The 24,291-nt window shown below is 45.1% G+C and carries 15 protein-coding genes; 11 read left to right on the top strand and 4 right to left on the bottom strand.

What is annotated here, in order from left to right; all coding sequences use genetic code 11:
* Window positions 1–124 precede the first annotated feature (124 nt).
* Window positions 125–1,282 (top strand): 7,8-didemethyl-8-hydroxy-5-deazariboflavin synthase subunit CofH, encoded by a 1,158-nt coding sequence (gene cofH, locus QT973_RS22245; protein WP_333392190.1) that lies wholly within the window; start codon window positions 125–127, stop codon window positions 1,280–1,282.
* A 3-nt stretch (window positions 1,283–1,285) separates the two neighbouring features.
* Window positions 1,286–1,891: a hypothetical protein gene (locus tag QT973_RS22240; RefSeq protein WP_333056466.1), complete on the top strand. Its 606-nt coding sequence runs from the start codon at window positions 1,286–1,288 to the stop codon at window positions 1,889–1,891.
* A 56-nt stretch (window positions 1,892–1,947) separates the two neighbouring features.
* On the opposite strand, the gene QT973_RS22235 is transcribed toward QT973_RS22240, so the two are convergent.
* Window positions 1,948–2,232, bottom strand: a complete 285-nt coding sequence (locus tag QT973_RS22235; protein WP_333212042.1) for a hypothetical protein — start codon at window positions 2,230–2,232, stop codon at window positions 1,948–1,950.
* Between the two features lie 215 nt (window positions 2,233–2,447).
* Here QT973_RS22235 and QT973_RS22230 point away from each other — a divergent pair, with 215 nt between their 5' ends.
* Complete coding sequence (locus tag QT973_RS22230; RefSeq protein ID WP_333056464.1) at window positions 2,448–2,690, top strand: helix-turn-helix transcriptional regulator; 243 nt, start codon at window positions 2,448–2,450, stop codon at window positions 2,688–2,690.
* Window positions 2,691–2,763: 73 nt separating this feature from the next.
* Here the strand turns inward: QT973_RS22230 and QT973_RS22225 are convergent, their stop codons facing one another.
* Both QT973_RS22225 and QT973_RS22220 read right to left on the bottom strand, forming a co-directional pair.
* Window positions 2,764–3,360, bottom strand: coding sequence for a hypothetical protein (locus QT973_RS22225; RefSeq protein ID WP_333273119.1), 597 nt, complete (start codon window positions 3,358–3,360; stop codon window positions 2,764–2,766).
* A 282-nt stretch (window positions 3,361–3,642) separates the two neighbouring features.
* Complete coding sequence (locus QT973_RS22220; protein WP_333033869.1) at window positions 3,643–4,881, bottom strand: LL-diaminopimelate aminotransferase; 1,239 nt, start codon at window positions 4,879–4,881, stop codon at window positions 3,643–3,645.
* Window positions 4,882–5,274: 393 nt separating this feature from the next.
* Here QT973_RS22220 and QT973_RS22215 point away from each other — a divergent pair, with 393 nt between their 5' ends.
* The 6 genes from QT973_RS22215 to QT973_RS22190 all read left to right on the top strand — a co-directional run bounded on the left by QT973_RS22215 (window position 5,275) and on the right by QT973_RS22190 (window position 19,957).
* Window positions 5,275–6,366 (top strand): hypothetical protein, encoded by a 1,092-nt coding sequence (locus QT973_RS22215; RefSeq protein ID WP_333056461.1) that lies wholly within the window; start codon window positions 5,275–5,277, stop codon window positions 6,364–6,366.
* Window positions 6,367–6,606: 240 nt separating this feature from the next.
* Window positions 6,607–8,364 (top strand): DUF3352 domain-containing protein, encoded by a 1,758-nt coding sequence (locus QT973_RS22210; RefSeq protein WP_333056460.1) that lies wholly within the window; start codon window positions 6,607–6,609, stop codon window positions 8,362–8,364.
* 1,220 nt (window positions 8,365–9,584) lie between these two features.
* A complete protein-coding gene (locus QT973_RS22205) occupies window positions 9,585–13,952 on the top strand; it encodes a CHAT domain-containing protein (RefSeq protein WP_445305699.1) in 4,368 nt (1,455 codons plus the stop codon).
* 455 nt (window positions 13,953–14,407) lie between these two features.
* A complete protein-coding gene (locus QT973_RS22200) occupies window positions 14,408–16,786 on the top strand; it encodes a dynamin family protein (protein ID WP_333392185.1) in 2,379 nt (792 codons plus the stop codon).
* Window positions 16,776–17,630: a hypothetical protein gene (locus tag QT973_RS22195; RefSeq protein ID WP_333392183.1), complete on the top strand. Its 855-nt coding sequence runs from the start codon at window positions 16,776–16,778 to the stop codon at window positions 17,628–17,630. Before QT973_RS22200 ends, QT973_RS22195 begins: the two co-directional genes overlap by 11 nt.
* A gap of 11 nt (window positions 17,631–17,641) precedes the next feature.
* A complete protein-coding gene (locus tag QT973_RS22190) occupies window positions 17,642–19,957 on the top strand; it encodes a dynamin family protein (RefSeq protein WP_333392181.1) in 2,316 nt (771 codons plus the stop codon).
* A gap of 374 nt (window positions 19,958–20,331) precedes the next feature.
* On the opposite strand, the gene QT973_RS22185 is transcribed toward QT973_RS22190, so the two are convergent.
* Window positions 20,332–21,228, bottom strand: a complete 897-nt coding sequence (locus tag QT973_RS22185) for an Rpn family recombination-promoting nuclease/putative transposase (protein WP_333392179.1) — start codon at window positions 21,226–21,228, stop codon at window positions 20,332–20,334.
* A 1,133-nt stretch (window positions 21,229–22,361) separates the two neighbouring features.
* On the opposite strand from QT973_RS22185, the gene ccsB reads away from it, so the two are divergent.
* Together ccsB and QT973_RS22175 are read left to right on the top strand one after the other, a co-directional pair.
* The gene (ccsB, locus tag QT973_RS22180) at window positions 22,362–23,432 is read left to right on the top strand and encodes a c-type cytochrome biogenesis protein CcsB (RefSeq protein ID WP_333251223.1); all 1,071 of its coding nucleotides are present in this window, start codon (window positions 22,362–22,364) and stop codon (window positions 23,430–23,432) included.
* 221 nt (window positions 23,433–23,653) lie between these two features.
* Window positions 23,654–24,079: a KGK domain-containing protein gene (locus QT973_RS22175; RefSeq protein ID WP_333251226.1), complete on the top strand. Its 426-nt coding sequence runs from the start codon at window positions 23,654–23,656 to the stop codon at window positions 24,077–24,079.
* The last annotated feature ends 212 nt before the right edge of the window (window positions 24,080–24,291 follow it).

The raw sequence follows: 24,291 nt of genomic DNA, 5'->3' as shown, positions 1-24,291 counted from the left end.
AAGTCCAGAATAGTTTCGTAGCACTTGAGATTGTAAAATATCGTTCCTCCATAATTGATTAGTTAAAATATAAAAACGCCTTAATTCTAGTCAGTAATTCTGTAATTGAGTTAAAAAGAAAACTGTGGATGCAATTCTCGATCGAGCTTTACAAGGTTATAACATCTCTTCTGCAGAAGCATTGGTACTTTTGCAGCAAACAGAGCCAGACGCGCGAGCTTCTATTCAAACAACCGCTGACTTGCTCCGGCGCCGACAATCAGGGGATACTGTCACCTACGTTATCAATCGGAATATTAATTTTACTAACATTTGCGAGCAGCATTGCAGTTTTTGTGCATTCCGCCGCGACGAGGGAGATGAGGGCGCTTTTTGGTTAGATGCAGCTCAAATTCAGGAAAAGGCAACTGATGCAGTGCAGCGGGGTGCGACGGAAATTTGTATGCAGGGCGGCTTAAATCTTCAAGCTAAGCTCAACGGCGCATTTTTACCTTATTATCTGCAATTGGTGAAAACTATTAAGGATAAGTTTCCTCAGTTGCACTTGCACGCTTTTTCGCCCCAAGAAATAGAATTTATTGCCAGAGAAGATAATCTTAGTTTCAGCTATGTAATTTCGGCTTTGCAGGATGCGGGAGTTGGTTCGATGCCGGGAACCGCGGCAGAAGTTCTCGACGATGCTGTGCGGCGGGTGATTTGCCCGGAAAAACTAAATTCGGCAACTTGGCTGGAAATTGTGGGAACTGCTCACAGTCTGGGTTTGCCGACAACGAGTACGATGCTTTGCGGGCATATTGAGACGGCAGGGCAGCAGGTTTTGCATTTAGAAAAAGTGCGATCGCTCCAACAAACTGCGATCGACCAAAACTATGGGGCACGCATTACAGAATTTATTTTACTACCATTTGTCGGACAGGAAGCACCGGCACCTTTGCGAAGTCGAGTCGGCCGCGACCAACCAATTTTAGCAGATACATTGTTACTCACCGCTGTATCGAGAATCTTCTTGGGAAATTTGATTCCCAATCATCAACCGAGTTGGGTAAAATTAGGTTTAGATGGAGCTACAGAAGCGCTGAAATGGGGCTGCAACGACATCGGCGGTACATTGATGGAAGAACACATTACAACGATGGCTGGTGCGGTTGGCGGCAGTTGTCAGTCTGTGGAAGATTTGCAAAATGCGATTAGTTCTTTGGGGCGGAGTTATCAGCAAAGAGATACAATTTATCGACCTTTAGGGGTTGACAATTTGGCAGTAATAAGTAGTAGGATAAATTGAGCGATGTCTTACAGCGAGTTCACCTCAATTATCAAAGTTAAACAAGCCTTTGGATTAACAACTGTAGAAGGCCCGCGATTTCTACCGCAAATAACTCCGATCGCTCCGAGTGCAACCCTGACAGATTTTTTGGCAAATAGTTTACCCGTAGCGGTGGCGACAGGTAGCGAAAAAGCTCGATCGGAAATGATTATTACTCCGGTACTGCTGGAAGTCAGGAAGATTTTGCAGCAGAATATTAGCTTGTTTTCGGGGGAAGACTTTACGGTTGATTACGAAACTGGACTAAACGGGATTTGTGATTATTTGATTAGTCGTTCTCCAGAAATGTTGGAGATTGAAGCACCCGCAGTGGCGGTTGTTGAGGCTAAAAAAGCCGATTTGAAGACAGGAATTGGACAGTGCGTTGCAGAAATGGTGGCAATGCAGAAGTTTAATGAAGCGAAGGAAAAACCAATTTCAGTTATTTATGGCAGTGTCAGTAACGGCACGCAGTGGCGATTTCTTAAACTAGAGGAAAAAATTGTATCGATCGATCTTAATGACTATGCCTTGCCTCCGGTGGACGAAATTTTGGGAATGCTAGTTTGGATGGTACGAGATGGCTGAATAACCGCGATCGCACTTTTGACTCAGTTGCTAAAGTGCGATCGCACATTTAGACTTCATTGCAACCGGATTAATTTGACTAACAGACTCATGATTTCTCCCCGATCGGGTGTAATAATGATGCGATTGTCGGGAATCGCGATCCTCTTCGAGGGCTGCGCTAACGGATGAGTCCAACGAACAGCTTCCTCGTAGCGCAATGCGTGCAGTTGGTGGATAGTTCGGCGTACCCCCAGCGGCGAACCGATGATGACGTGACGGACTGCTTCGCGATCGGCCTCAAAGGTTTGGTTGGTTAAAACATTCGGCGATGTTTGGTTCGATGATGAATCTTGCAACATAGCTTTGACCAATAATTTTGGATAGGTTTGATGCTTTGTAACGGTAAAACCGCGTACAATAACAAGTTGAAGAAAAGACAGCAATTCCCCTACAGCACAAGTGGCTTAGCTGGTGCTGTCTAATCTCTATTGGGTTAAATCTAAATTAATTTAGGGTAGATGTCAATCATTTTAGGCAAAACCCAAATAAATTAATATAACTTAACAAATAGCCTATGGAAACCTCAGAAAGAGCCGATCGATCGCCCCTAATGCGACTGAGAGTTCAGCGGTTTATGACTCAAAAGCAGCTAGCAGAAGCACTTGGCGTTACGGAAGCGACGGTAAGCAACTGGGAAGCTGGGCGATCTGTACCGAAACTAACACCTGTTCAATACAAGAAGTTGCTAGAAATTCTGCAAATTACCTCTGCTGAATTACCAGACCAATTTGGTTTTCCTAGCGAGGCTGATGGATAGAAAACGGAATATTATAATCGAGGCGTTTTAAATTTTAAACCAAAAATGGTGAAAGTTAATCTACTCAAAATTACTAGATAATAAAACTAACTAAAATTCCCAAAATTTCATCAACTGGCGGCAGCGAGTATTCTCTCAAACCAATGGTAACAGTTTGCTCTTCTAATTTGATAAATTTCCACAAGTTCCCGGTCGTAACGCAACCATAGAGCTTGTTTACAAAGTAGCCGTTTTTTTCATTGAAACGCTGAGCCGCAATCATTTCAGCAACACATTGTCCAAGTCCGCCGTTGATGTCTTCTTTTTTAGCTTCCACCACAATCATAGCAGGAGCTTCGATAAAAAGTTGTTCGGGTGATTTGCTGATGAGGAAATCGCAGACACCGTTAAGTCCCACAGATTGATCTACAGTAAATTCATTCCCAGAAAAAAGACTGATTTGCTGATGAAAAATATCTTTTAATTCTAAAAGAATCGGACATATAATCATTTCAGAACGAGCTTTTTCCGTATTCAGTGCTAGGGCAAGAGGCAGGCGTTTTTCGATGAACTCAGCTAGGGCTGGACTCGGCTGAATCGGGGGCGCAGAAACAATAAAAGTAGGTACTTCTATTAGGGTGAGCAGAAAGTCTTGTTTGACTTTTTTGAGGGTGAATTCGCTATAGGACATTGCTGTTCCACGCTCTGAATAAAGTGGTCTGGCTTAGATTATAACTCACATCTTTTACTATTTTCATGAACAGGCTTTCCGGCCTGTTCCACAACATATTAAATTAATGCTCTTTCGCTGAATCCGGCAGTCCGCCAGGGGTTGAAACCCCTGTCTCAAAGCTAAAGTCCTCTGAAGAGGACTGAAGAACTCATTAGTCCTCATAGCGAGGACTTTCGCTATTAGCCAGGGAATTGATTCCCTGGCGGCCTGGGGGCTTTTCGGTTTAAGCAGGAGATGAGATTAAACCTTAAACTTCTCCACAATCCGTCTCATCGCTTCTTCCACATTCTCCCGACTATTAAACGCCGAAATGCGGAAATAACCCTCACCCGCCGCACCAAAACCAGAACCCGGAGTTCCCACCACATTGCAAGTTTCCAGCAACTTCTGAAAGAAATCCCAACTCGACAAACCGTGAGGCGTTTTCACCCACACATAAGGTGCATTTTCGCCACCAAAAACCTCGATTCCCGCCGCTGTCAATTTCTCGCGAATAATCGCAGCATTTTCCATGTAAAAATTGACTAATGCCTGAATCTGTGCCTTGCCAGCCTCTGAATAAACCGCCTCAGCACCGCGCTGCACTATGTAAGAAACTCCGTTAAATTTAGTAGATTGGCGGCGGTTCCACAATTTCCAAATTTCCACATCGGAACCATCTGCTGCTTTTCCAGTCAAAGTCTTCGGTACAACTGTTAGCGCACAGCGAGTACCCGTAAAACCAGCATTTTTGGAAAAAGAACGAAATTCGATCGCACAATCCCGCGCCCCTTCAATTTCGTAGATAGAATGGGGTAAACTCGGATCGGTAATATACGCTTCGTAAGCCGCATCGAAGAAAATAATCGAACCGTTAGCCTTAGCATAATTTACCCAAGCTTGCAAGTGTTCCTTGGTTGCAGTTGCCCCCGTCGGGTTATTCGGGAAACACAAGTAAATTAAATCGACTTTTTTGTCCGTGGGAATTTCCGCAGTAAAATTGTTTTCCGCTGTAATTGGCAGGTAAACTAAGCCGCCGTATTCGCCATTTTCGTTCGCATCTCCCGTGTGTCCAGCCATCACGTTAGTGTCTACATACACCGGATACACTGGATCGGTAACTGCGATCGTGTTATTGTTGCCAAAAATATCGAGAATATTGCCGCAATCGCACTTAGAACCATCAGAAATAAAGATTTCCGAAGCATCAACATCGCATCCCCGCGACTTGAAATCGTGCTCGGCAATTTTCTCCCGCAGCCACTCATAACCTTGTTCCGGGCCGTATCCTTTAAAGGTATCCCGCGAACCCATTTCTTCCACCGCCGCCACCATCGCCTCCCGACAAGCAGCCGGTAGCGGTTCAGTCACGTCGCCAATCCCCAGCCGGATGATGGGCGCTTCGGGATTAGCCTCTGCATAGGCTTTCACCCTGCGCCCAATTTCGGGAAACAGGTAGCCAGCTTTGAGTTTGAGGTAGTTGTCGTTGATAGTTGCCATAGTTCGATCGCTACAGAATGTCGTAGAATAGCTTATACCATTTTAGATTTTAGATTTTAGATTTTAGATTTGAAGAATTGAAGAATTGAAAAACTGGGAATGACTGATGACTATGGGGGTTGGCAGCTTGCAGGCAGTTGCATTCTGTTTTGAAATTGGTATTACTACTAATCGTCTTTCTCAAGCAAAAGGAAGTTCGGCAACAAATTTTATCAGGGATTTAACGGATTTAACGGATGGATATTGAGGAGCGAGGGAAGATTTTCCCCGTTCGGACACTCGAACACTCGGCAAATCCGCCATCACAGGCAATCTGCAGAGTCGCTCACAGCTATTGACAAAAAAATCAAACTATCTTGTATAATCAGAATAGCGTGCAGTGCAGAAGCAATTATGGATGAGATCGAGTATGCCAAACTCTATCAGGAACTGGCGGCAATTCTGAATGAGTTTAATTTGGGTTGGGTAGTTCAACAAGTAGCGGATACTGTAGAGATAGGCAAAGTAATTGAAGAGCGATCGCTCAAAAGAAAAACACCTCTGCTCAAGATAGAAGATTATACCGCAAAAGAACAACTTTTGCTGTTAATTAATGCTGTTGAACAAGCGACGGTCAACACTTCCGAAATGGAAGACGAAATTGCTTATTTCTTGAAAGTAGAATCAGAAACCTCTCCCCTCGGCACAAAAATTACCTTTGCCAATTCAGGTGGCGAAACTGCCAAAACAATCGAGTTTACCTCCAGCGTCACAGCCCCCCGTCACAAACAGGCGATCGCCCTCAAGCACTTGCTGGAAAAACTGCCCTCTGGGCCGAGCAACTACGCCATCAATTCCGAAATTAAAAGCAAATTAAAAAGCTCGATCGATCCAGATTTTAACACAGCAGCAGAACAAGCCAGAATTTTTGACACTTACCTCTTCACAATCTTGCTAAAAGCAGTTGCTAATGAAGGCGGTACTATTTATTACAACAATGTTTTAGACGACGAAACACCGAAATATTTAACATTTAGAAAAACAGCGGGAAAAATTCACGGAACGGCACATCCCTATACTCATGCTGTTGTGGAATTTCCCGACAAACCAGCCCTGGAAGTTCACCTAGGAGTAAAAGTCCAAGGTAGAGCCGGAGTTTTGCACAACTGCAACGTTTTAATTTTGTACCAAAAAGAAGCAAATATCTGCCGCTTGCTTAACCGCGAACCTCGGCACTCGCAGGTAATTTTAGCAGTAAAATCGGAACACAGCACCTCAGAACTTCAACTAGAAATGGCTGGTGCTTTTATCGGCTTAGCATCAGACATTCGCTACGAAGGTGGCAGCTATTTTATTTCTAACAGTTACTCACAACCCGTAGCCAAACTGCTAACTACTGCTCGCAAAAAATGGGAACACAACATTTTTCCGAGAGCCACAAACGATGTCCACCGAATGATGTACTCGTTTCAAACTATCTTTAAAGACTTTAAAGCCAGAAACTGATTCAATTAATCAGGACTAAGGCAAACTGTCACAAAAGTCTTGCTACATTTTTTGTGTTAGGTTTCGTTTCACGAGCCTAACCTACTGTCTGATTCAAGTAAGGAATGTTTTTCTGGTTGTTTCCGGAGGGGTAAATTCGAGTTTCCTAAATTTGCCCGGTTAAATGTATCTGCTAATGTATCTGCTACATGAGCCAAGAAAATAATCTATCATGTTGCGAGCACCCGAACCTTACGAATAATGTTTAAGAAAGATAAATCTTCCCTGTTGTTTACGATCGGAGCCGCCACACTTCTGATCGGTTTAGGCTTTGTCACCTACTACCTCGTCATCTCCCGTGGGCCCGCCAAAGATTTGCCGCCGGGGGCAACGGTTGTCCCGCAAGATACGATGATGGCCCTATCCATCAGCACCGATGAATCGCAGTGGAATAGACTGCGAGAATTTGGCACGCCGGAGTCAAAAGCTTCGTTTGAGAGGTTTTTAACTCAAATGCGCGATCGCCTGCTCACAAGCAACGGCTACGCCTACGGGCAAGACATTCAACCCTGGGTTGGTAACACAGCAATGGTAGCCTTTCTCCGCAACAAAATAGCTATACCAGCCCCCTCGCCGGCACCCAACACGCCCCCATCTCCGCCAATTCAACAGTCAGTGGCAATTATCCTGCCAATTGCCAACCCAGTCAAAGCCAAAGAATTATTAGCAAAACCCAGACCCCTTAGCCAAGGAAAAATTGTTGAGCGTAATTATAAAGGGGTGCAAGTCACAGAAACTCAAGGCGTACCCGATCGCAATTTCTCAGTCGCGGTACTCGGCACAAGGTATCTAGCAGTCACCACAGATCCTAGCGCTACAGACAGAATAATCGACACCTACAAAGGCGAACCTTCCCTAGCAAAAACCCCTGGCTATGCAGACGCCATAGACAAAATAAAAAGTCCGGGAGCCTTCGGTCAAATCTACGTCAATATGCCCGTTGCCGCCGCCTATGCCGCCGCCAACTCAGCCCGCGAAATTTCGCCAGAAAGCCTCGAAAAACTGCAACAAAATCAGGGATTTGCCACCACAGCGACGCTGGAAGAAGAAGGAATTGCCTTCAAATCAGTCTCTTGGCTAAAACCCGATTCTACCAGAAGGATAGCAGTAGAAAACAATGCTCTAAAAATGGTTAACCGCCTGCCAAACAATACAATAATGATGGTATCCGGCGGCAACTTGCAGCGTTTGTGGCAAGACTACGTATTGGGAGCCGAGGCCAACCCGATTTCCCCGATTAATCCCCAAGTTTTACGCACAGGTTTAAAATCCACTACGGGCCTGGATTTAGATAAAGACTTGATGAACTGGATGGCGGGAGAATTTTCTCTATCATTAATACCGGCGCCCGCCCAGAATCCCAGAGACAAATTTGCTGCCGGATTTGTATTTATGGTGGAAACAAACAACCAGGGGGCTGCGAACAAATCCCTGAAACAGCTTGATGAAACGATGAAAACTAAAGGATTTAGAGTGGAGGAAATTCAAGTCGGCGGCAAACCGGGGATTAAATGGACATCGCCGTTTGGAGGGATTACGGTAACTCGCGGCTGGATGAACAATGTAGCGTTTATGACAGTAGGAGCTCCCGTGGTTGATGCGATCGTTCCGGAACCGAAAAGTCCGCTTTTAAGCAGCGAACTGTTCCAGAAAACAGTCCGATCGCAACTTACACCCCACAACGGCAATTTCTTCATCGACACCGAGAGTGCGTTTAACCCGAAAAACCTAGCTTTGCCGGAGTTTCCTCCCAGCCAAAAAATGTGGATTGACGCCACGCGGTCGATCGGCGTTACAGCGGCCGTCATTGGCGATCGTACCACCCGTTATGACGCTTTTGTCGGTCTCAAAAAATCCACCCAATCCACTCCTTCACCGGGCCTTGCTTCACCGCGCCCTGCTTCACCGCGCCCTGCTTCACCCAGTCCCTCGCCCACTGTCCAAACTTCACCCAATTAACTCTTAAATCCTGCCACAAATCCGCCTGCACACCCCCTTAACCACCAACAGGGCGATCGATTAAAATCCAAAACCCGCCGATATAAATCGGCAATAATCGAGTTGACTATAAAAGGGAAGTAGAGCCGGATTTAAGGAGTTTTACTTCACAAAACCTCACACAAAACAACCAAAAACCCGGTTTTTTATTTAAATAAACCGGGTTTCTGAATACTCTAACAATTTGACTTACTGAAGAAGAATTCAGAAGTCAGCAGCCTGAATCTCGAAGATATTCTGTGCGAAAGGATCGAGAATCGAGGCTTAAGCCCCCCGATTTTAATGGTGGGTCACAAAAAATCACTTCCGTGACCGTTAACACTCACTTCAGGCATGGGGTATTCTGAATTCTGAATTCTGTCTTCTGACCCTTCTCATTTCTTATTTTCATAATTTTAATTTTCGGCAAGTGTAGACTTTTTTTGTATAAAATAAAAATTTTTGGGATGTTTCCGAGTCAGTCTTGGACGCAGAAACCTAGTTTTTGAAGCCCGATACTTCCTTCAGACTCTCAATAATAGTTAAAAAACCAGGTTTCTACGGGTGGGAGTGCCTCTATGAAGGCCGTTTTTGTTTTTTTTTATTAATATGTCATGCGGAAGATACAGAGCCTAGGCATTTCGAGTTATATTTAGATTGTGGAGAAGATACGCTGAGAAAATTGCAAAAGCAGAGGCCAATTCTACCCATTGACTCCTGAATGCACTTGCAGTCAGCAACCCGGTTGCTTCATAAATATAGCGTCTTCAACCGTTCCGAAAAACCTATGCAGATATTGGCCTTCCTAGTCAGCACCTGTACAAAATCGGAACCCGCAGTCAAGCATCTTAACTGACTACGTTCATCTGGTCACGACACCGTGATGTAAACGCCAGCATTATGCACTGTCGAAGGCGATTAAGGAACGAGTGAACAGGTTGATAGCCAAGCGTATCGCTTTCCTAAGCAGGGAACGTGAACCTTTACCAGGCAAACCTTACTTAGCAATAAGACTTACAGAATAGCTCACAAATACCACCTCTGAAAATGAGGGGTAGATTTCCAATCTTCTACGCACATTGACCAGACACAGCACAGATGTGGAGATATTTAGTGACACAGCCGTAAACCCAAGTTTTTTCTACAAAGTCGGTTTTTTTACCTAATTTCTGTGATTTATATATTTTACCCATTAAAAACCTATGAAAAGCGTCAAAAATATTCAAAAAACGTCTAAATCCCTATCTAAAGCAAGAATAAGCAAACTGGCACTTGCTCTGCAAATAGTCTTAATAAATCTTTACTTTGTGCAAGCAAAAGCTGAAGGTCAAACAATTGTGCCAGCGGCGGACGCAACGGGTACTACCGTGACTCCCGCAGCGCAAAACGGAACTCCTGGGCAGCCAACTCGCTTCGATATTGAAGGCGGACAATTATCGAGCGATCGACAAAATCTTTTCCACAGCTTTACAGAATTCGGCTTGTCGGAAAATCAGATTGCCAACTTTATATCAAACCCCAACATTCGCAACATTTTAGCGGGCATAGGCGGCGGCAACCCCTCGATTATTAACGGCTTAATTCAAGTAACCGGCGGCAATTCTAACTTGTTTCTAATGAATCCATCCGGCATCATATTTGGCAACAGTGCCAGCTTAAACGTGCCGGCTTCTTTCACAGCAACCACCGCCACCGCTATTGGATTTGGTTCAAACTCGTTTAACGCTGTCGGTAGTAGCACTTACACATCTCTGACAGGCGTGCCCAATTCCTTTGCTTTTGGGGCCGATCGAGCAGGGGCAATTATCAACACAGCCGACTTAGCAGTCAAATCAGGGCAGAACTTAACCTTGCTAGGCGGCACCGTTGTCAGCACAGGCAGCCTTTCGGCCCCAGACGGTCAACTTACCGTAGCATCAGTCTCCGGGACAAATTTAGTGCGCGTCAGCCAGCGAGGCAATTTGCTGAGTTTGGAAATCGAGCCGCCCTCAGCGACGAGCCCAGGAACAGCGCCAACAGCTTCGACATTCTCGATCGCAACCTTGCCCGAACTCCTCACAGGCATCGGTGAAACGAACGCTACAGGCCTCAGCGTCAATGCCAACGGTGAAGTGGTACTCACGGCCTCTAACCGAGCAGTAGCTGCGGGGGACGTGGCACTAAAAGATGCAAACGCTCGGGCGATCGAAATTCAAGCAGCCAACAGCATTGCAGTCAGCGGAAACCTGACAAGTTCCCAAGGCGGCCCAATCGCCCTAGAAGCTAGGGGTGATATTAGCACTGTCGATATCAACTCCAACTCCGACACCACCGCAGGCGGCAACATCACCGTCACCAGCCGTACAGGAAAAGTAGAAACAGGCAATATCAACGCAGGATCGATCGACAAAAACAGCAACGCCGGAGACGTTAGTATTGCAGCACCCTCAAGCAGCATTCAAACAGGTTTCATAGACGCCAACTCCGAAGAAAAACAAGGTGGCGAAGTCACCCTCAACGCGCGCAACGATATCGAAGTAACCCATATCAACACCGAAGGTAGAACAGGCGGAGGAAAGATTGACATTACAGCCGGCGGCAATTTCCGAGCGACAGGCACTTTCACAAACGATAACAACTGCTTGTCGCAAGCTTGCAGCATTTCCGCATCCACGACAGGTAGCGCCAATGGTGGAGATATCACCATTCGCCACGGTGGCGAAGCCTCGAACACTCTTTTCACCATCGGGCCAGACTATAACAGAGTCAACGGTACTGCTGGCAGCATTGCCACCGGCGGTCCAAAGAAGGAAAATGTGATTACAAAGGGAGGTTATTTCAGCCCCAACCCTCAGATAGTACAGCCGACACAAATTAACATTACGGCTTCTTCAGTATCGCCAGCACCAACACCCGCACCAACACCCGCACCAACACCCGCAGCGACACCCGCACCAACACCCGCACCCGCAGCGACACCAACACCCGCACCAACACCCGCACCAACACCCGCACCCGCAGCGACACCAACACCCGCACCAACACCCGCACAAACACCCGCACCCGCAGCGACACCCGCACCCGCACCAGCAGCGACACCCGCACCCGCACCAGCACCAGCACCCGCACCAGCACCAGCACCAGCACCCGCACCAGCACCAGCACCAGCACCAGCACCAGCACCAGCACCAGCACCAGCACCAGCACCAGCACCAGCACCAGCCCCAGCACCCGCACCCGCACCAGCACCAGCACCCGCACCCGCACCAGCACCAGCCCCAGCACCAGCCCCAGCCCCAGCACCAGCCCCAGCACCAGCCCCAGCCCCAGCACCAGCACCAGCACCAGCACCCGCACCCGCGCCCTTACCCGCGCCGACTCCCCCGCGAGCATCCCTACCAGCACCAGCACCCGCCCCAGCACCCGCACCCGCGCCAGCACCCGCGCCCGCACCAGCACCCGCGCCAGCACCCGCGCCCGCACCAGCACCAGCACCCGCCCCAGCACCCGCGCCAGCACCCGCACCCGCGCCAGCACCCGCGCCCGCACCAGCACCCGCACCAGCACCCGCCCCAGCACCCGCACCCGCACAAACATTAACGCCAGCACCCGCGCCAGCGCCAGCGCCCGCACCAGCACCAGCACCCGCGCCCGCACCCGCGCCCGCACAAACATTAACGCCGACGCCAGCACCGGTCTCAAATCTGCCACCAGCACCGATAATTACTCAAAATCCAGCACCAGTCCCAAATTTGCCGATCGCACCGACAATTACTCAAAATCCAGCACCGGTCTCAAATCTGCCACCAGCACCGACAATTACTCAAAATCCAGCACCAGTCCCAAATTTGCCACCAGCACCGACAATTACTCAAAATCCAGCACCAGTCCCAAATCTGCCACCAGCACCGATAATTACTCAAAATCCAGCACCGGTCTCAAATTTGCCACCAGCACCGATAATTACTCAAAATCCAGCACCGGTCTCAACTCTGCCACCAGCACCGACAATTACTCAAAATCCAGCACCGGTATCAAATGTGCCACCAGCACCGACAATTACTCAAAATCCAGCACCGGTCTCAACTCTGCCACCAGCACCGACAATTACTCAAAATCCAGTGGTTGCGCCTGCTGCTGCGCCCATAAATCTCGCGCCGACACCGGAGATCGCAGCCAACCAGCCACCCAGCACAAATCGTTTATTTTCGCCTAGCTTGCAAGAGCAAAACCAGATATCTAATTCCTTGCAACAGCGCATTTCACCTCCCGCGTTTGGGAATCTTGAAGCTTCCAAGTTGCCCACTAACGTCGGCGCTGTTATTTTTCCCGTGGAGGAGAGATTTACCAGTGAGTTTGTCGATTACCTAAATTTGCCATCAACAAATACGATCGCCACCCTAGAAGATGCTCAAAATACCCTCCGCGGCGTCCAACAAGCCACAGGCATCAAACCAGCTCTCATTTATATCAGCTTTGTACCCAGGGGTTCTGCAGTCGATCGGCCTTACAGCAGTTCCCCCATCTTGCGCGTAGAACAGCAAATTCAAGCCTCTGACGAACTGGAAATGATGGTGATCACCCCGGAAGGTGTGCCCGTTCGCCAGCGCGTCCCTGGAACCTCTCGCACCGAGGTAATGGCAACTGTTCGGAAATTTCGCGATGAACTGACTAATCCGGTAAAGCGCAACACAAAAAGTTATTTGCCATTGGCTCAGCAACTCTACCTGTGGATGGTAGCGCCGCTCGAAGCAGAACTGCAAGCCAAAGGCATTGAGAATTTATCTTTTATCTCAGATATGGGGTTGCGATCGATACCGATGGGCGCCCTGCACGACGGCAAAGGCTTTCTGGTAGAGCGTTACAGTGTTGGATCGATGCCGAGTCTCAGTTTGACGGATACCAGCCCCGCCAATTTCAAAAATACCCAAGTTCTGGCAATGGGGGCGTCGCAATTTCCAGAGATGAGTCCTTTACCTGCGGTGGAAATAGAAGTATCGACAATCACGCCGCAGCAGTGGCCGGGTAAGTCTTTCTTGAACGAAGCTTTCACCCTGGCAAATTTGAAATCGCAGCGCCAGCAGTATCCTTTTGGGATGATTCACTTGGCTACTCACGCCGAATTTCGATCGGGAGATCCCAGCCACTCCTTTATTCAGTTGTGGGATACTAAATTGCGTTTGGATCAGTTGCGGCAAATGAATTGGCACAGCCCGCAAGTTGAAATGTTAGTTTTGAGTGCTTGCAAGACTGCTGTGGGCGATCGAGAAGCCGAGTTGGGCTTTGGCGGGTTAGCCGTGCAAGCCGGGGTTAAATCGGCTATGGCGACTCTCTGGTATGTCAGCGACGAGGGCAGTTTGGGGTTGATGACGGAGTTTTACGGGCAGTTAAAAACTGCTCCGATTAAAGCAGAAGCACTGCGGGAAGCGCAATTAGCGATGTTGCGGGGAGAAGTGCGAATTGAAGGGGGGATGCTGCACACTTCTGTTGGCAATCTGCCGTTACCCCCGGAATTGGCAAACACGGCGAGTCAGAATTTTTCTCATCCTTATTATTGGTCTGCTTTTAGAATGATTGGTAATCCTTGGTAATAAGGTTTGTTTTAGTCGATCGATTGTTGGCTAATTGTGCGAGATTTCGATCGGCGGGGTTGGGGAATAGGGGTATAATCGATCGCAATTTAGAGCGCTCCTTCGGCGTTTGTGCGATCGTTTCAGACCTGGATTCAGCAACGCCCGCTGATCATCTAATTAAAGATATGCCACAATCTGAAGAGCCTGTTTGTAACTTTATTTAAATAAATAATACCATTTTTCTAAAGATGTGCTATGGATGAAGTCTTAGCCCCCCCTTAATAAGGGGGGGTTGGGGGGGTAATATCTAGCGCTACTTTATGAAATTGGTATAAAGTGCGATCGCCTCTTGACAGGTTATAGTATTATACCGAGAGTCATAATTAAACAGTGCTGCTGTCAGCCCTCTATGAGTGGCGACTCAAATATGTTAACTAGAATACATATTCACTATCAACACCAGTATTGAACACATGAGTAAACAATTATACAAAGTTTTTGACGAAGTAGAATTCAAAGCTCAACTGCTTGCTAAATACTGGAATAATTTTTATACAGAAATTTGCGAGCATTTACCAGATACATATCAGCCTGAAATGCAAGAACTGTCTATAAAGTTAGACGAGGCTTTAAGTAATCTGGTTGATCAACTTCGTAATCCAACTCTGACTCTTGCCACGACTGGAACCACCAGTAGTGGGAAAAGCACTTTGGTAAATTTGTTATGTGGAGCCGAAATTGTCCCCGTAGCCGTAAGTGAAATGAGCGCAGGGGCAGTCACTATCGAATATAGCAAGGAAAAGTCTCTCATAATCCATGAAACACCAGGAGCATTGTGGGAGTGTGGCGAATGGAGAGGTATTACTGAAGATCGAATTTATCAGCGCTTATACCAAGTAATGATAAGTTATATCGAAAACAGAGAAAAACAACCGAATTTAGCTTGCCCACAATCTACCATCTTGTACCCTTTCAGGCTTGTCAAAGAGTCTCAACTGGAACTACCACAAGGAACAAGGGTAAAAATTCTTGATTTACCTGGTTTGGCCTATGTGGGCGATCGAGGTAACGCAGATGTTATTAAACAGTGCCGAGAGGCCTTGTGCATAGTCACATACAATAGTGCAGAAACTGATGCACATAAAGTAAAAAGTTTACTGCAAGAAGTTGTACAGCAGGTAAAAGATTTAGGTGGTTCTCCTGCACGTATGCTCTTTACTCTGAATCGGATTGACGTTTTTCGAGCCGACAAAAATTGGCCTGAAACAGAAAATCGTTTTGTTGAAAATGCTAAACGTGATATAAAAAACGAATTGACTGAACAATTAAAAGAATATACAGAAGATATTGAGAAGTTACAAGTTGTCAAACTTAGTACATGGCCTGCGCTACTAGCCCTTCAGATCCAAAATAATGATGATATCTATAGTGCTGAAGCCTGTAAAAAGGCAGACAACAATTTTAATGGATTAATTGATGAAGATATATTAGAAGTCCTGCCACGTAACGTACAAAAATGGTCTAGACACGATCGAAACCGAGTTGCTGAAGCATTATGGCAAGAATCTTATGCAGAAGAGTTTCAGCAGCACTTAAAGCAACATATTAATCAACACTTTCCACAGTTAGTAATACCGCAAGCTATAGAACGTTTTAATGTAGCTGCTGCAAATGCTGTAGCAGAGTGGGCAGTACAAACAACCACGGCCATTCTTAGCAGTTCAGAAGAACACTACCAACAGGAATGTGAAAAAATATCACACATGAGGTCATCACTTGACCTTTTTCTTCAAGATAGCGATGCAAATTTGAGGAGGCCGTTTGAAAAGATAGATGCAAAATTTAAACAAGTCATAGAAAAAAAGTCAGAAGACGATCTTGTGTTCTATTTACAAAAAACCCTGAAGGAACTTCAAGATGTTGAACCTTATAATGAATTAGGAGAAAAATTATACCCCCTTTATGGATGGAGTAGAGAATTAAGTAGAGGGATAAAGCAAGTTTTAGAATCAGTAGCAGAATCTTTGGAGAAGGGGCAGACACTGGTAAAAAACCCAAATTTAAAAAAAGCAGATGATTCACAGGTACAACTTCTAGAAAGCAACCTCAAACGACTAATAAACTTAGGCTACACTGGGTCTGCTGCTAGAGATGGTGAAATAAGAGAAGCAAGAACAGATGAGGATAAAAAAAATCTCGAACTACTAAATCAAGCCTTAAACGACTTGTCTAAGCATTTGAATCTGGTAATGAAAGATATTTTAAAACAAATCTCTAATCAGGAAATAGAGAGGATGTACCAGGCCGTGGTCGAGCTTTTCAATTGTCATTTATCCCATTTAGAAAAGGGAGCAAATAACAATGCACCCAACATAATAATCAGGTTTCCTGATTCCCAACTGATACGAGTTGAAAAAGAACTTTCATTTAGTTTAAGTTTTGAATCTGGCTTTTCAATTACAGAAGGCAATTGGGAGGAAGAGAGTAGAATTTTTTGGCACTGGTTATGGTTGGTTCCAAAATACGAAGCACGATGTAGCGATAATGCTACAATTCCTAGCACAGAGAATTTATTAAAAAACTGGGATAGTCAGGTAAAATTAGCTGAACCAGACCTAGTTAAACAAATTGCCAGTTGGTTGCTAGAACAAATTGATTGTTTAAAAAAAGAGGTACATAAAAATCAAAATGATATTCTCGATCGTTATCAAGCTAGACTAGATAAAGCTCACCAAGAAATAACTTTAGATTATGAAAAGCAAAAAAATGTTTGGCAACCTATGGAACGAAAAGCCCAAGAATTAGCAGAAGAATTTGGTGTATTAGGAAAACTCTTAAAAAATGAGGATTAAAATTCAAGTGGCAAATGAGCATCTAGAAACACTGTATAAAGACGTTTGGGAGCTGGTTTACCCCCAGGTAGCAAATGAAAACAAGGGAGTTTTGTACAAGGTAATACATATATTGCTTGAAGCAGAAAAATCAACAGCAGACGACATATGTACTGCTACTGGTATCAACAAGAATGCTGCACTAAATGACGATGAAAGGATTGCTGGCGATCAACTTTTAATGGAAAAACCAAATACGTTTGATCATTATTTTAAGCAAAATTGGTTGAACCAAAAAATGACTAAACTAAATCATCCTAACAATCCAGATATGCAAACAGTTGTTTGGCTTGTGTTTATAGGCAGCCTATTGGTTGGAGTCTTTGCCTGTATCCAATACAGAAATAACCGTAAGCAAAACCTAAGAGGTAATGCCAGAAATCGGCAACCTGATTCTTTGCCGTCACCACCTCCTGAACCAATTACTGCTGCTTTATGTCTTGTTGTTCCAGCATCTGTAATCATTGATTTAAGAGATAAGCGTCCCAATAGTTTTACAGATAACAGTCTAGAGTTCTCTGACCTCAAAACGCTTATAGATAACGCCTCGTATTTTCTATGCACAGATGTTGAAAACGCTGCTTCAAAAGAGCTAGTTTTAGAAATGGCAACAAATGAAGACATTCCAACTAATAGTAACCGAGAAGTTTATATTAGGATTGATATCAATCAGGGGCAAGAAATGATTGACAAAGAAAGCCCTTACATATTAAAAAGAAACCTACCCAACTATGGACAGCGTATTATTCAAAAATACGCTTGTCTTAGAAATTTATCTGGCTTAGAAAACTTTAACCGCATTTAAGGAACCCCAAAATGGATTGGAAAACAGCATCTTCTTACTATGAGGCTCGTCTTAGCGACGCTCTCAACGTGCAGCGACACGCGCTTAACTTGGCTATGTTACCCCAGGCTGAAGTTCCGGCTCGATTAAAAGAGGTACTTTTACAAGAAGCAGAACCAACTCGCCGCCAACTTGAAAGACTCAAAAAGCGCGAGTTTCGCATTGCAGTTGTCGGGTTAGAGAAAGCAGGAAAAAGCACATTTATTAATGCTTGGTTGCAATGTGATTTACTTCCAGCAAAGGGAGGAAGATGCACATTTACCACAACACAAATTTATTCAGTTGAAAATGAGTCTGAACAAAGGCTGGAAGTACAAGCGAGAACCGAAGAAGAGTTTATCAACTTACTCAAGGAACTGGAGAAAGTTGGGGCGAAAGAAGACCTAAATACTATACGAGCAAACGAAATAACTTTACAACAGGTAAGAAGAGAAGGTAATCTGACTTTTCCCTTTACTAGGCTTGAAGATATTAAAGAACCACTCAAGAAGTATGTAGCGGATGAAAAGTATGCTCACGCTGTTTTAGAGGCGAGACTTTATACTAACAAGCTTGCTCAGGCTGAAGGGATTGTTTTTTATGATGTTCCCGGTTTAGATTCAGGTTTAGCAAAGCACGTTGATGAAGCACAAGCAATGCTCTCTGACTGTGATGCGGTGATATTGGTACAACGGTTTACTAGCCTCCGAGAAAAGGAACTAGAAATAATCAAGTTTACCGAACTTGGCGATAAAAACGTCACGGTTGCTGATAAGCTTTTTGTATTTTTAAGTCGGATTGATTCATTAGGTAGTGCAGAGGCACTTAAAACACATATTGAAGAAGCATCTCAAGACTGGTTAAAGCGTGCAAAGCTTCCACCTGAACGCATTGTATATGGTTCAGCCGGAGCCTATCTAATTTTGAATGGTTTAGCAGAAGAACAGACTAAGTTAGAGATTGGGGATGCAAGTAATATCGAAGCTCAGTTAAAGAGACTGACTGGAATTACCGATGAAGAAACTCTGAATAAAAATGGTACTGGCATTCCAGAAATTAAGGAAAAAATATTTAACTATATCAACACTGAGCGTGTCTCGATTTTAAAGAAAAGATGCGAAGCGTCTATCAATAAGATTTTCAGCAATTCTGAACAGATTTATATTACAGTCAGCAAAAAGTATCCAGAAAATCCTGAAGAAGCCAAGCTATTTGAAGAAAATAATCGGCGGGTTTTCTTTACCGAATGGTGGAATCAAAAATGGGAAACAATCAAAGCTGATTTACAAAAATACTATGAATATTCTGTTATAAACAAATCCTTAGATAGTTCTAATGCTAAGTCATTCACTCAAATAGAAAAATTTAGAGAACGATATTTACAAATCGTTGACAATGAAATGCAGAAACTTAGGGAGGAAACATTTAAAAAGAAAGATACTATCTTTCTTGCTAACTCCAATCCAGAGTTTGACCGCATGAAAGCCAATTTTGCTTGGCGTGATGATTTGTACGGTGATATTAGTAAGCTTCTCTCTGCCATTGCTCATCAACTTGCTTTAGAACTTAAGGATGAAGCATTAAAATTAGTTGAATATATGACAAGTTTATTATGGGAAAGTAATCAAGTAAAACCCAGGCTCATTGAAAATTCAGAGGAATATTTTTTAGCAAAACTAGAGAATAGCTTAAGCGTATTATTTTTACGCTTTGCACGTCCAGTGGCTGAAGCGCTGATTCGCGGCCCAGTTAATAGTGATACTCGAAATAAAATAATCAAAAGTTTAGGGGTAGATATTGAAATTATTGATAACTACTATAGTGGGGAAGAAGCTGCATTTAGGGTTCTCAAAAAATATGTAAAATATGGTTCAGATTTACTATTTAATTCGGAGATTCGGCAACAAGTATTAGGAGTTACAGGAATAGCAACACAAATTGCTGGGGTAGCAGCGCAAATAGTGGGAGATTTTTCTAAGGACATAAAATCGCCACAAGAAGAATCTGTAGTTTTTGAGGTAGGAAATGATATTAGTGCGTTTGAAGAATACTTAATTTATGCAATTTTCAGTGCGGCTGGTTTTGAGTCATACTGTATTCAAGAACTGAAGGGTTTAGTTGATAGTTTCCGAGACAAAGAAGGTACTTGGACTGGCGTTGCTCTCAATGAGTGGTTGCAGGGAAATCCACTTCTGTTTGCTGAAATACCTAATAACTTGAAGTCACAAGAATCGAATTTAGAAGTTAGCGAACGATTGAGGCAATTATCTATTGCTTTAAAAAGAAGTCGTTCGCCGGAGGTACTGTGAGGGACTGAAACTACAGGAAAATAGACCTTTTGCAAAAGTCCTTTTAATGCAATTAAAGGACGGGAGCTCCGGCCCATCCCACAAAAATCATCTTTTCTTGTGGAATGGGGCGGAGATCCCGTCTTAGCTATTTTTTGCAAGAGGTCTAATTTAACATAAGTCTGCAGGTTCGATCGCCCAAAACATCTTCCCCCATCATCAATCCGCTTCTAATCCGCCGGAATCATCCCCGATCGCACCCTGAACATCCTCTCAGCAACGGCGGATGAACCAAAAGAACCCTAAAACCCAGGAAATAGAGGGGGGGTACGTTTGATGTGTTGGTGCGCGCAAATGGCGCGATCGCCCCCTCCAGTGCAATTCCTAACCTCGTTTCAATCTCCCTGCGGCAAATTCTCCAGCCAAACCTCTAAATCCTCGATCGACTGAAAATCTAACAATTCCTCTGCTAGAGTTTCAATTTGCTCGATCGACAAATCAGCAATTCTAGTAGTGATAGATTCCGGCAATGTTTCAACTCGCCGATTGAACAGACGGCGATTTAACTGACGTAAAATCAAGGCTCTTCCTTCTTCTTCGCGGCCTTGCACAATGCCTTGCACAAGGCCTTGCACAATGCCTTGTTCAAGGCCTTGCTCAATACCTTCTTCCTTAGCTTCCCGATAAAACCGAGTTTCCTCAAGCGTAATCCCTAACATCGCCTCTGCCTCCCTTCGGTTCAAATTTGTAAACTTGTAAACCAGTATCGTCGTCAGCATCTCTATTATGGCGCGACTCGCCGCTTCCGATTCCTCCCGCTGCGATCGCGCCAGCAACAATCGCGCCGCTTCGGGCGTACTCGCCTCGTCGATAGTCGTCAAAGCCATCAGCGCCACCCCCAGCGGCAACTGTTCGATCGCACCCAACTCATCCAAATATACCCGATGCACCTGATTGCTGTTGGTGAGCGATCGATAGGGATGCGTTTCTGATTGTTCAGTCGATCGAGTAGGATAAATTACCACCGCTTCCCAATCTGTAAATCGCTGACGGTTGCGATAAAAATACAAAAACGACTCACCAAACAATCGCTCATAAAGCAATTCATCCCGCTGAAACTGCACCTCACAGAAATATACAACTCCAGGCTCAGCATCCGGTGGCAAAAACACCCCATCAATTTCAAACTTCGGTTCCTTCACCGCCACGGAGTCAAATCGATACTGTTCCGCATTCGATGGTGACTCTTCCAATAGCTCAAACAGCAGCGTCGGAGCTTCTTGAATTGACACTCCCTAGCCTAAAGGCGTAGGGATTCTTAATTCATCGACTGACCTTTAAGCGCTATGTCCTTTCGGCAATCTTTAAACTTTTCAACCGTGCAATTACACCAATTGACGAGCCTAATTCACAGCAACCCCAGAGGGTCTATCTCCAAAAGCTTACTAGGATACGAACCTAGAGTTCGGGTATGCCCTACCCTACTTAACAAATGAACTAAATTATTTGTTTTCTGGTAAAGAGAATGCGTCGATCCTCTAGCTGTTTTAAGAGTTTTCGCTGCTCTCGGTCCAACAATTTATGCCTAAAAGTGTGTCTCCGTTTCACGATGGCAAAGGAGTTTAACCTTGACTGTTCTAGTCTAGCACAAATACAAGAAATTTCCGGATTTTTAGGAATGGATTTAAGAAATTAAAGCCGTCCTTCTAGGACGGGGTTTTAAACCCTATTTTCTGATAACTTGTAAAATATTGAATCTCTACGCATTAACCCAACATCTCCTCTAACCTATGCAACTGCTCGAACCCTCAGTCGATTTTAGATTTTAGATTTTAGATTTGACTCGCCTTGATAAATCTGGGAGGTTGAGCTTTACTCTAAAATTTGGGGAGTATCCACAAGATTGTCGGGGGCTTCCGTTTTTTTGCTGGTTGCAAAAACAGCAAATGGGTAATCAGCTCAATCAATTCTAAAGGATTCCAGATAGCCCCAGATCAAAAAACATCCTATATTTTCAGTCCTAGACGCACTCCCGACAAAGAAACGGGGTTTTTTACTTAATCTCTGGGTAAAAACGAAGGATTTTCCTAAAACCCGGTTTCTGGCCCCCCGTGCGTAAGTCCTAATTTTGTTAATCGGCGATCGAATTTCGCCCATCAGCATTCCGTGTTTCCTTCCTTGGAACTCGTCCAACCTCAAGCCCTCAGCCAGAATCAACAAGCGTGACTTGACGGGGTGACACTCGTCTGGTGGGTCAATAGTAGCTTGTTTGATGCGTCCGCGCGATCGCCCGCCCGTACCTCAACAACCGCCAAAAACTCAGAATTGCCACAAAAATTCAAAATCTCAAACCCAAAACTGCCCAACCCCAGTACGATCGATCTAGTTAGCAAAAATAAGTAAAAACACTACCGGAGTAATTTTTATGGATCTGGTCGTACTCCAGAACTGGCTGGACAACATCTCCTTTGCCGTTTTGTTCTCCACAATGCTCATTTACTGGGTTGGCGCAGCATTCCCCGGCATTCCCTACCTGTCGGCCCTAGGAACCGCAGGAATGGGCGTCGCCAACCTATCCATCGCCGCTTTACTCGGTTCTCGATGGATAGAAGCAGGCTACTTCCCCTTAAGCAATCTCTACGAATCCCTATTTTTCCTAGTTTGGGGAATCACCGCCATCCACCTAGTCGCGGAAAACATGAGCCGTTCCCGCTTAGTAGGAGTAGCCACATCCCCCGTAGCAATGGCAATATCCGCCTTTGCAGCCCTGACTCTGCCGGCAACCATGCAATCTGCAGAACCCCTAGTACCCGCCCTCAAATCAAACTGGCTGATGATGCACGTTAGCGTCATGATGCTCAGTTACTCAACTTTAATGGTAGGAGCCCTGCTGGCGATCGCCTTTTTAATCGTCACCCGCGGCCAAAAAATCGAACTCACCGGTAGTTCCTTCGGCACCAACAGCAACCGCAACGGCAACTATCGCCTCCAACGCCATCAAAACCCCGAACCTCAAATTGCAGAAACCAGCGCCGACAGCGCATTAGTTTTCAGCGAACCCTCTTTCAACTCCAACAATAACGGTTTGGGCACCACCGCAGTCCTTGAATTAGCAACCGTTCAAACCGCATCAACCGCCCCAACTCAAACCGCAGAACCTCTCTCGCCCCAGCGCTTGAATCTAGCAGAAACTCTTGATAACATTAGCTATCGCATCATCGGTTTAGGATTCCCCTTACTGACAGTTGGCATTATTGCCGGTGCGGTTTGGGCTAACGAAGCTTGGGGATCATACTGGAGTTGGGACCCGAAAGAAACTTGGGCGCTAATTACTTGGTTGGTATTTGCTGCCTACCTGCACGCCCGCATTACTCGTGGCTGGCAGGGAAGACGCCCAGCAATTTTAGCAGCCACAGGTTTTGTGGTAGTTTGGATTTGCTATCTAGGCGTTAATCTGTTAGGCAAAGGTTTACATTCCTACGGTTGGTTTTTCTAATTCCTAATCCACCAAGGGGCCACAGAAGAACAGGATAAGTCAAAGAATCGGGATTAATATCATCTCCGGTTGTAGGGTGGGAAATTCCCACCTTACTCAACCAGCGAGATTCTAATAATTAACTTCCTCTTCCTTCTTATAACTTCGGTCTTCCTCACATCCGTTACATCCGTTACATAATCCGTTGCCGAACTTCCTTCATTAAAATAAGGACAATTAATATGGACGAATCCCCAATATTTCCCCAAGAAGACGATGTGGTGTCTGCCCCTACCAGCGCTTTGATGTATCAATGTACATTCAAAGTCAGCGAATTTATGGCAATCATGCAGTCAAAATTGGTAGACGAAAAATTATTCTCAGACGGCCTGGATTGCGAGCTATTAAGTGCTGGAAAAGACTGGACTAAAGGAAAACTTAGAATGCGTCTGGAGTTCATTCCGCTTGAACCAGAAATCAAAGAACAAAAAGCCCTTCCTGCCGCTGCCGAAAGCTCAGACACCCTGCAAAACTCTGCGGTAGATAGCTCAACTAAAACCGATATAGATGAGCCATTAAATCAATGTGACTCAACAGAAATAAGTAATCATTTTCCTATTTCTAGGTATCCAGACCGCGACCCCCAAAGTATAGGAATGTGGAGCTAGGAAGGCAAAGATTGAGAGATTGGGAGAGGGGGATGGTTCCCCTTCTTTGCTGAAAATCCATCCGTTAAATCCCGGACACTGCTCGTTTTCTAAGGAATGAGAATTAAATAACTTCCACAAGTTTGTGGGATGGGCGTCCCGCCCGTCCAAAAAGGACGGGCGGGACGCCCATCCCACAATAACAATTAAAATTTTAAGTTATTTAATTCGCG

Origin of the sequence: Microcoleus sp. Z1_A1, assembly GCF_036700305.1 — a bacterium.
Lineage (GTDB): Bacteria > Cyanobacteriota > Cyanobacteriia > Cyanobacteriales > Microcoleaceae > Microcoleus.
Note: the sequence above shows the minus strand (reverse complement) of the source record. Positions and strands in the feature narration are given on the sequence as shown.

Bases quoted from the DNA above. Each gene is read 5' to 3' on its own strand.
- QT973_RS22190 (WP_333392181.1), top strand. From the start codon at position 17,642: ATGGATTGGAAAACAGCATCTTCTTACTATGAGGCTCGTCTTAGCGAC.
- QT973_RS22205 (WP_445305699.1), top strand. From the start codon at position 9,585: ATGAAAAGCGTCAAAAATATTCAAAAAACGTCTAAATCCCTATCTAAA.
- QT973_RS22200 (WP_333392185.1), top strand. From the start codon at position 14,408: ATGAGTAAACAATTATACAAAGTTTTTGACGAAGTAGAATTCAAAGCT.
- ccsB (WP_333251223.1), top strand. From the start codon at position 22,362: ATGGATCTGGTCGTACTCCAGAACTGGCTGGACAACATCTCCTTTGCC.
- QT973_RS22240 (WP_333056466.1), top strand. From the start codon at position 1,286: ATGTCTTACAGCGAGTTCACCTCAATTATCAAAGTTAAACAAGCCTTT.
- QT973_RS22175 (WP_333251226.1), top strand. From the start codon at position 23,654: ATGGACGAATCCCCAATATTTCCCCAAGAAGACGATGTGGTGTCTGCC.
- QT973_RS22225 (WP_333273119.1), bottom strand. From the start codon at position 3,360: ATGTCCTATAGCGAATTCACCCTCAAAAAAGTCAAACAAGACTTTCTG.
- QT973_RS22195 (WP_333392183.1), top strand. From the start codon at position 16,776: ATGAGGATTAAAATTCAAGTGGCAAATGAGCATCTAGAAACACTGTAT.
- QT973_RS22210 (WP_333056460.1), top strand. From the start codon at position 6,607: ATGTTTAAGAAAGATAAATCTTCCCTGTTGTTTACGATCGGAGCCGCC.
- QT973_RS22215 (WP_333056461.1), top strand. From the start codon at position 5,275: ATGGATGAGATCGAGTATGCCAAACTCTATCAGGAACTGGCGGCAATT.
- QT973_RS22230 (WP_333056464.1), top strand. From the start codon at position 2,448: ATGGAAACCTCAGAAAGAGCCGATCGATCGCCCCTAATGCGACTGAGA.
- QT973_RS22220 (WP_333033869.1), bottom strand. From the start codon at position 4,881: ATGGCAACTATCAACGACAACTACCTCAAACTCAAAGCTGGCTACCTG.
- QT973_RS22235 (WP_333212042.1), bottom strand. From the start codon at position 2,232: ATGTTGCAAGATTCATCATCGAACCAAACATCGCCGAATGTTTTAACC.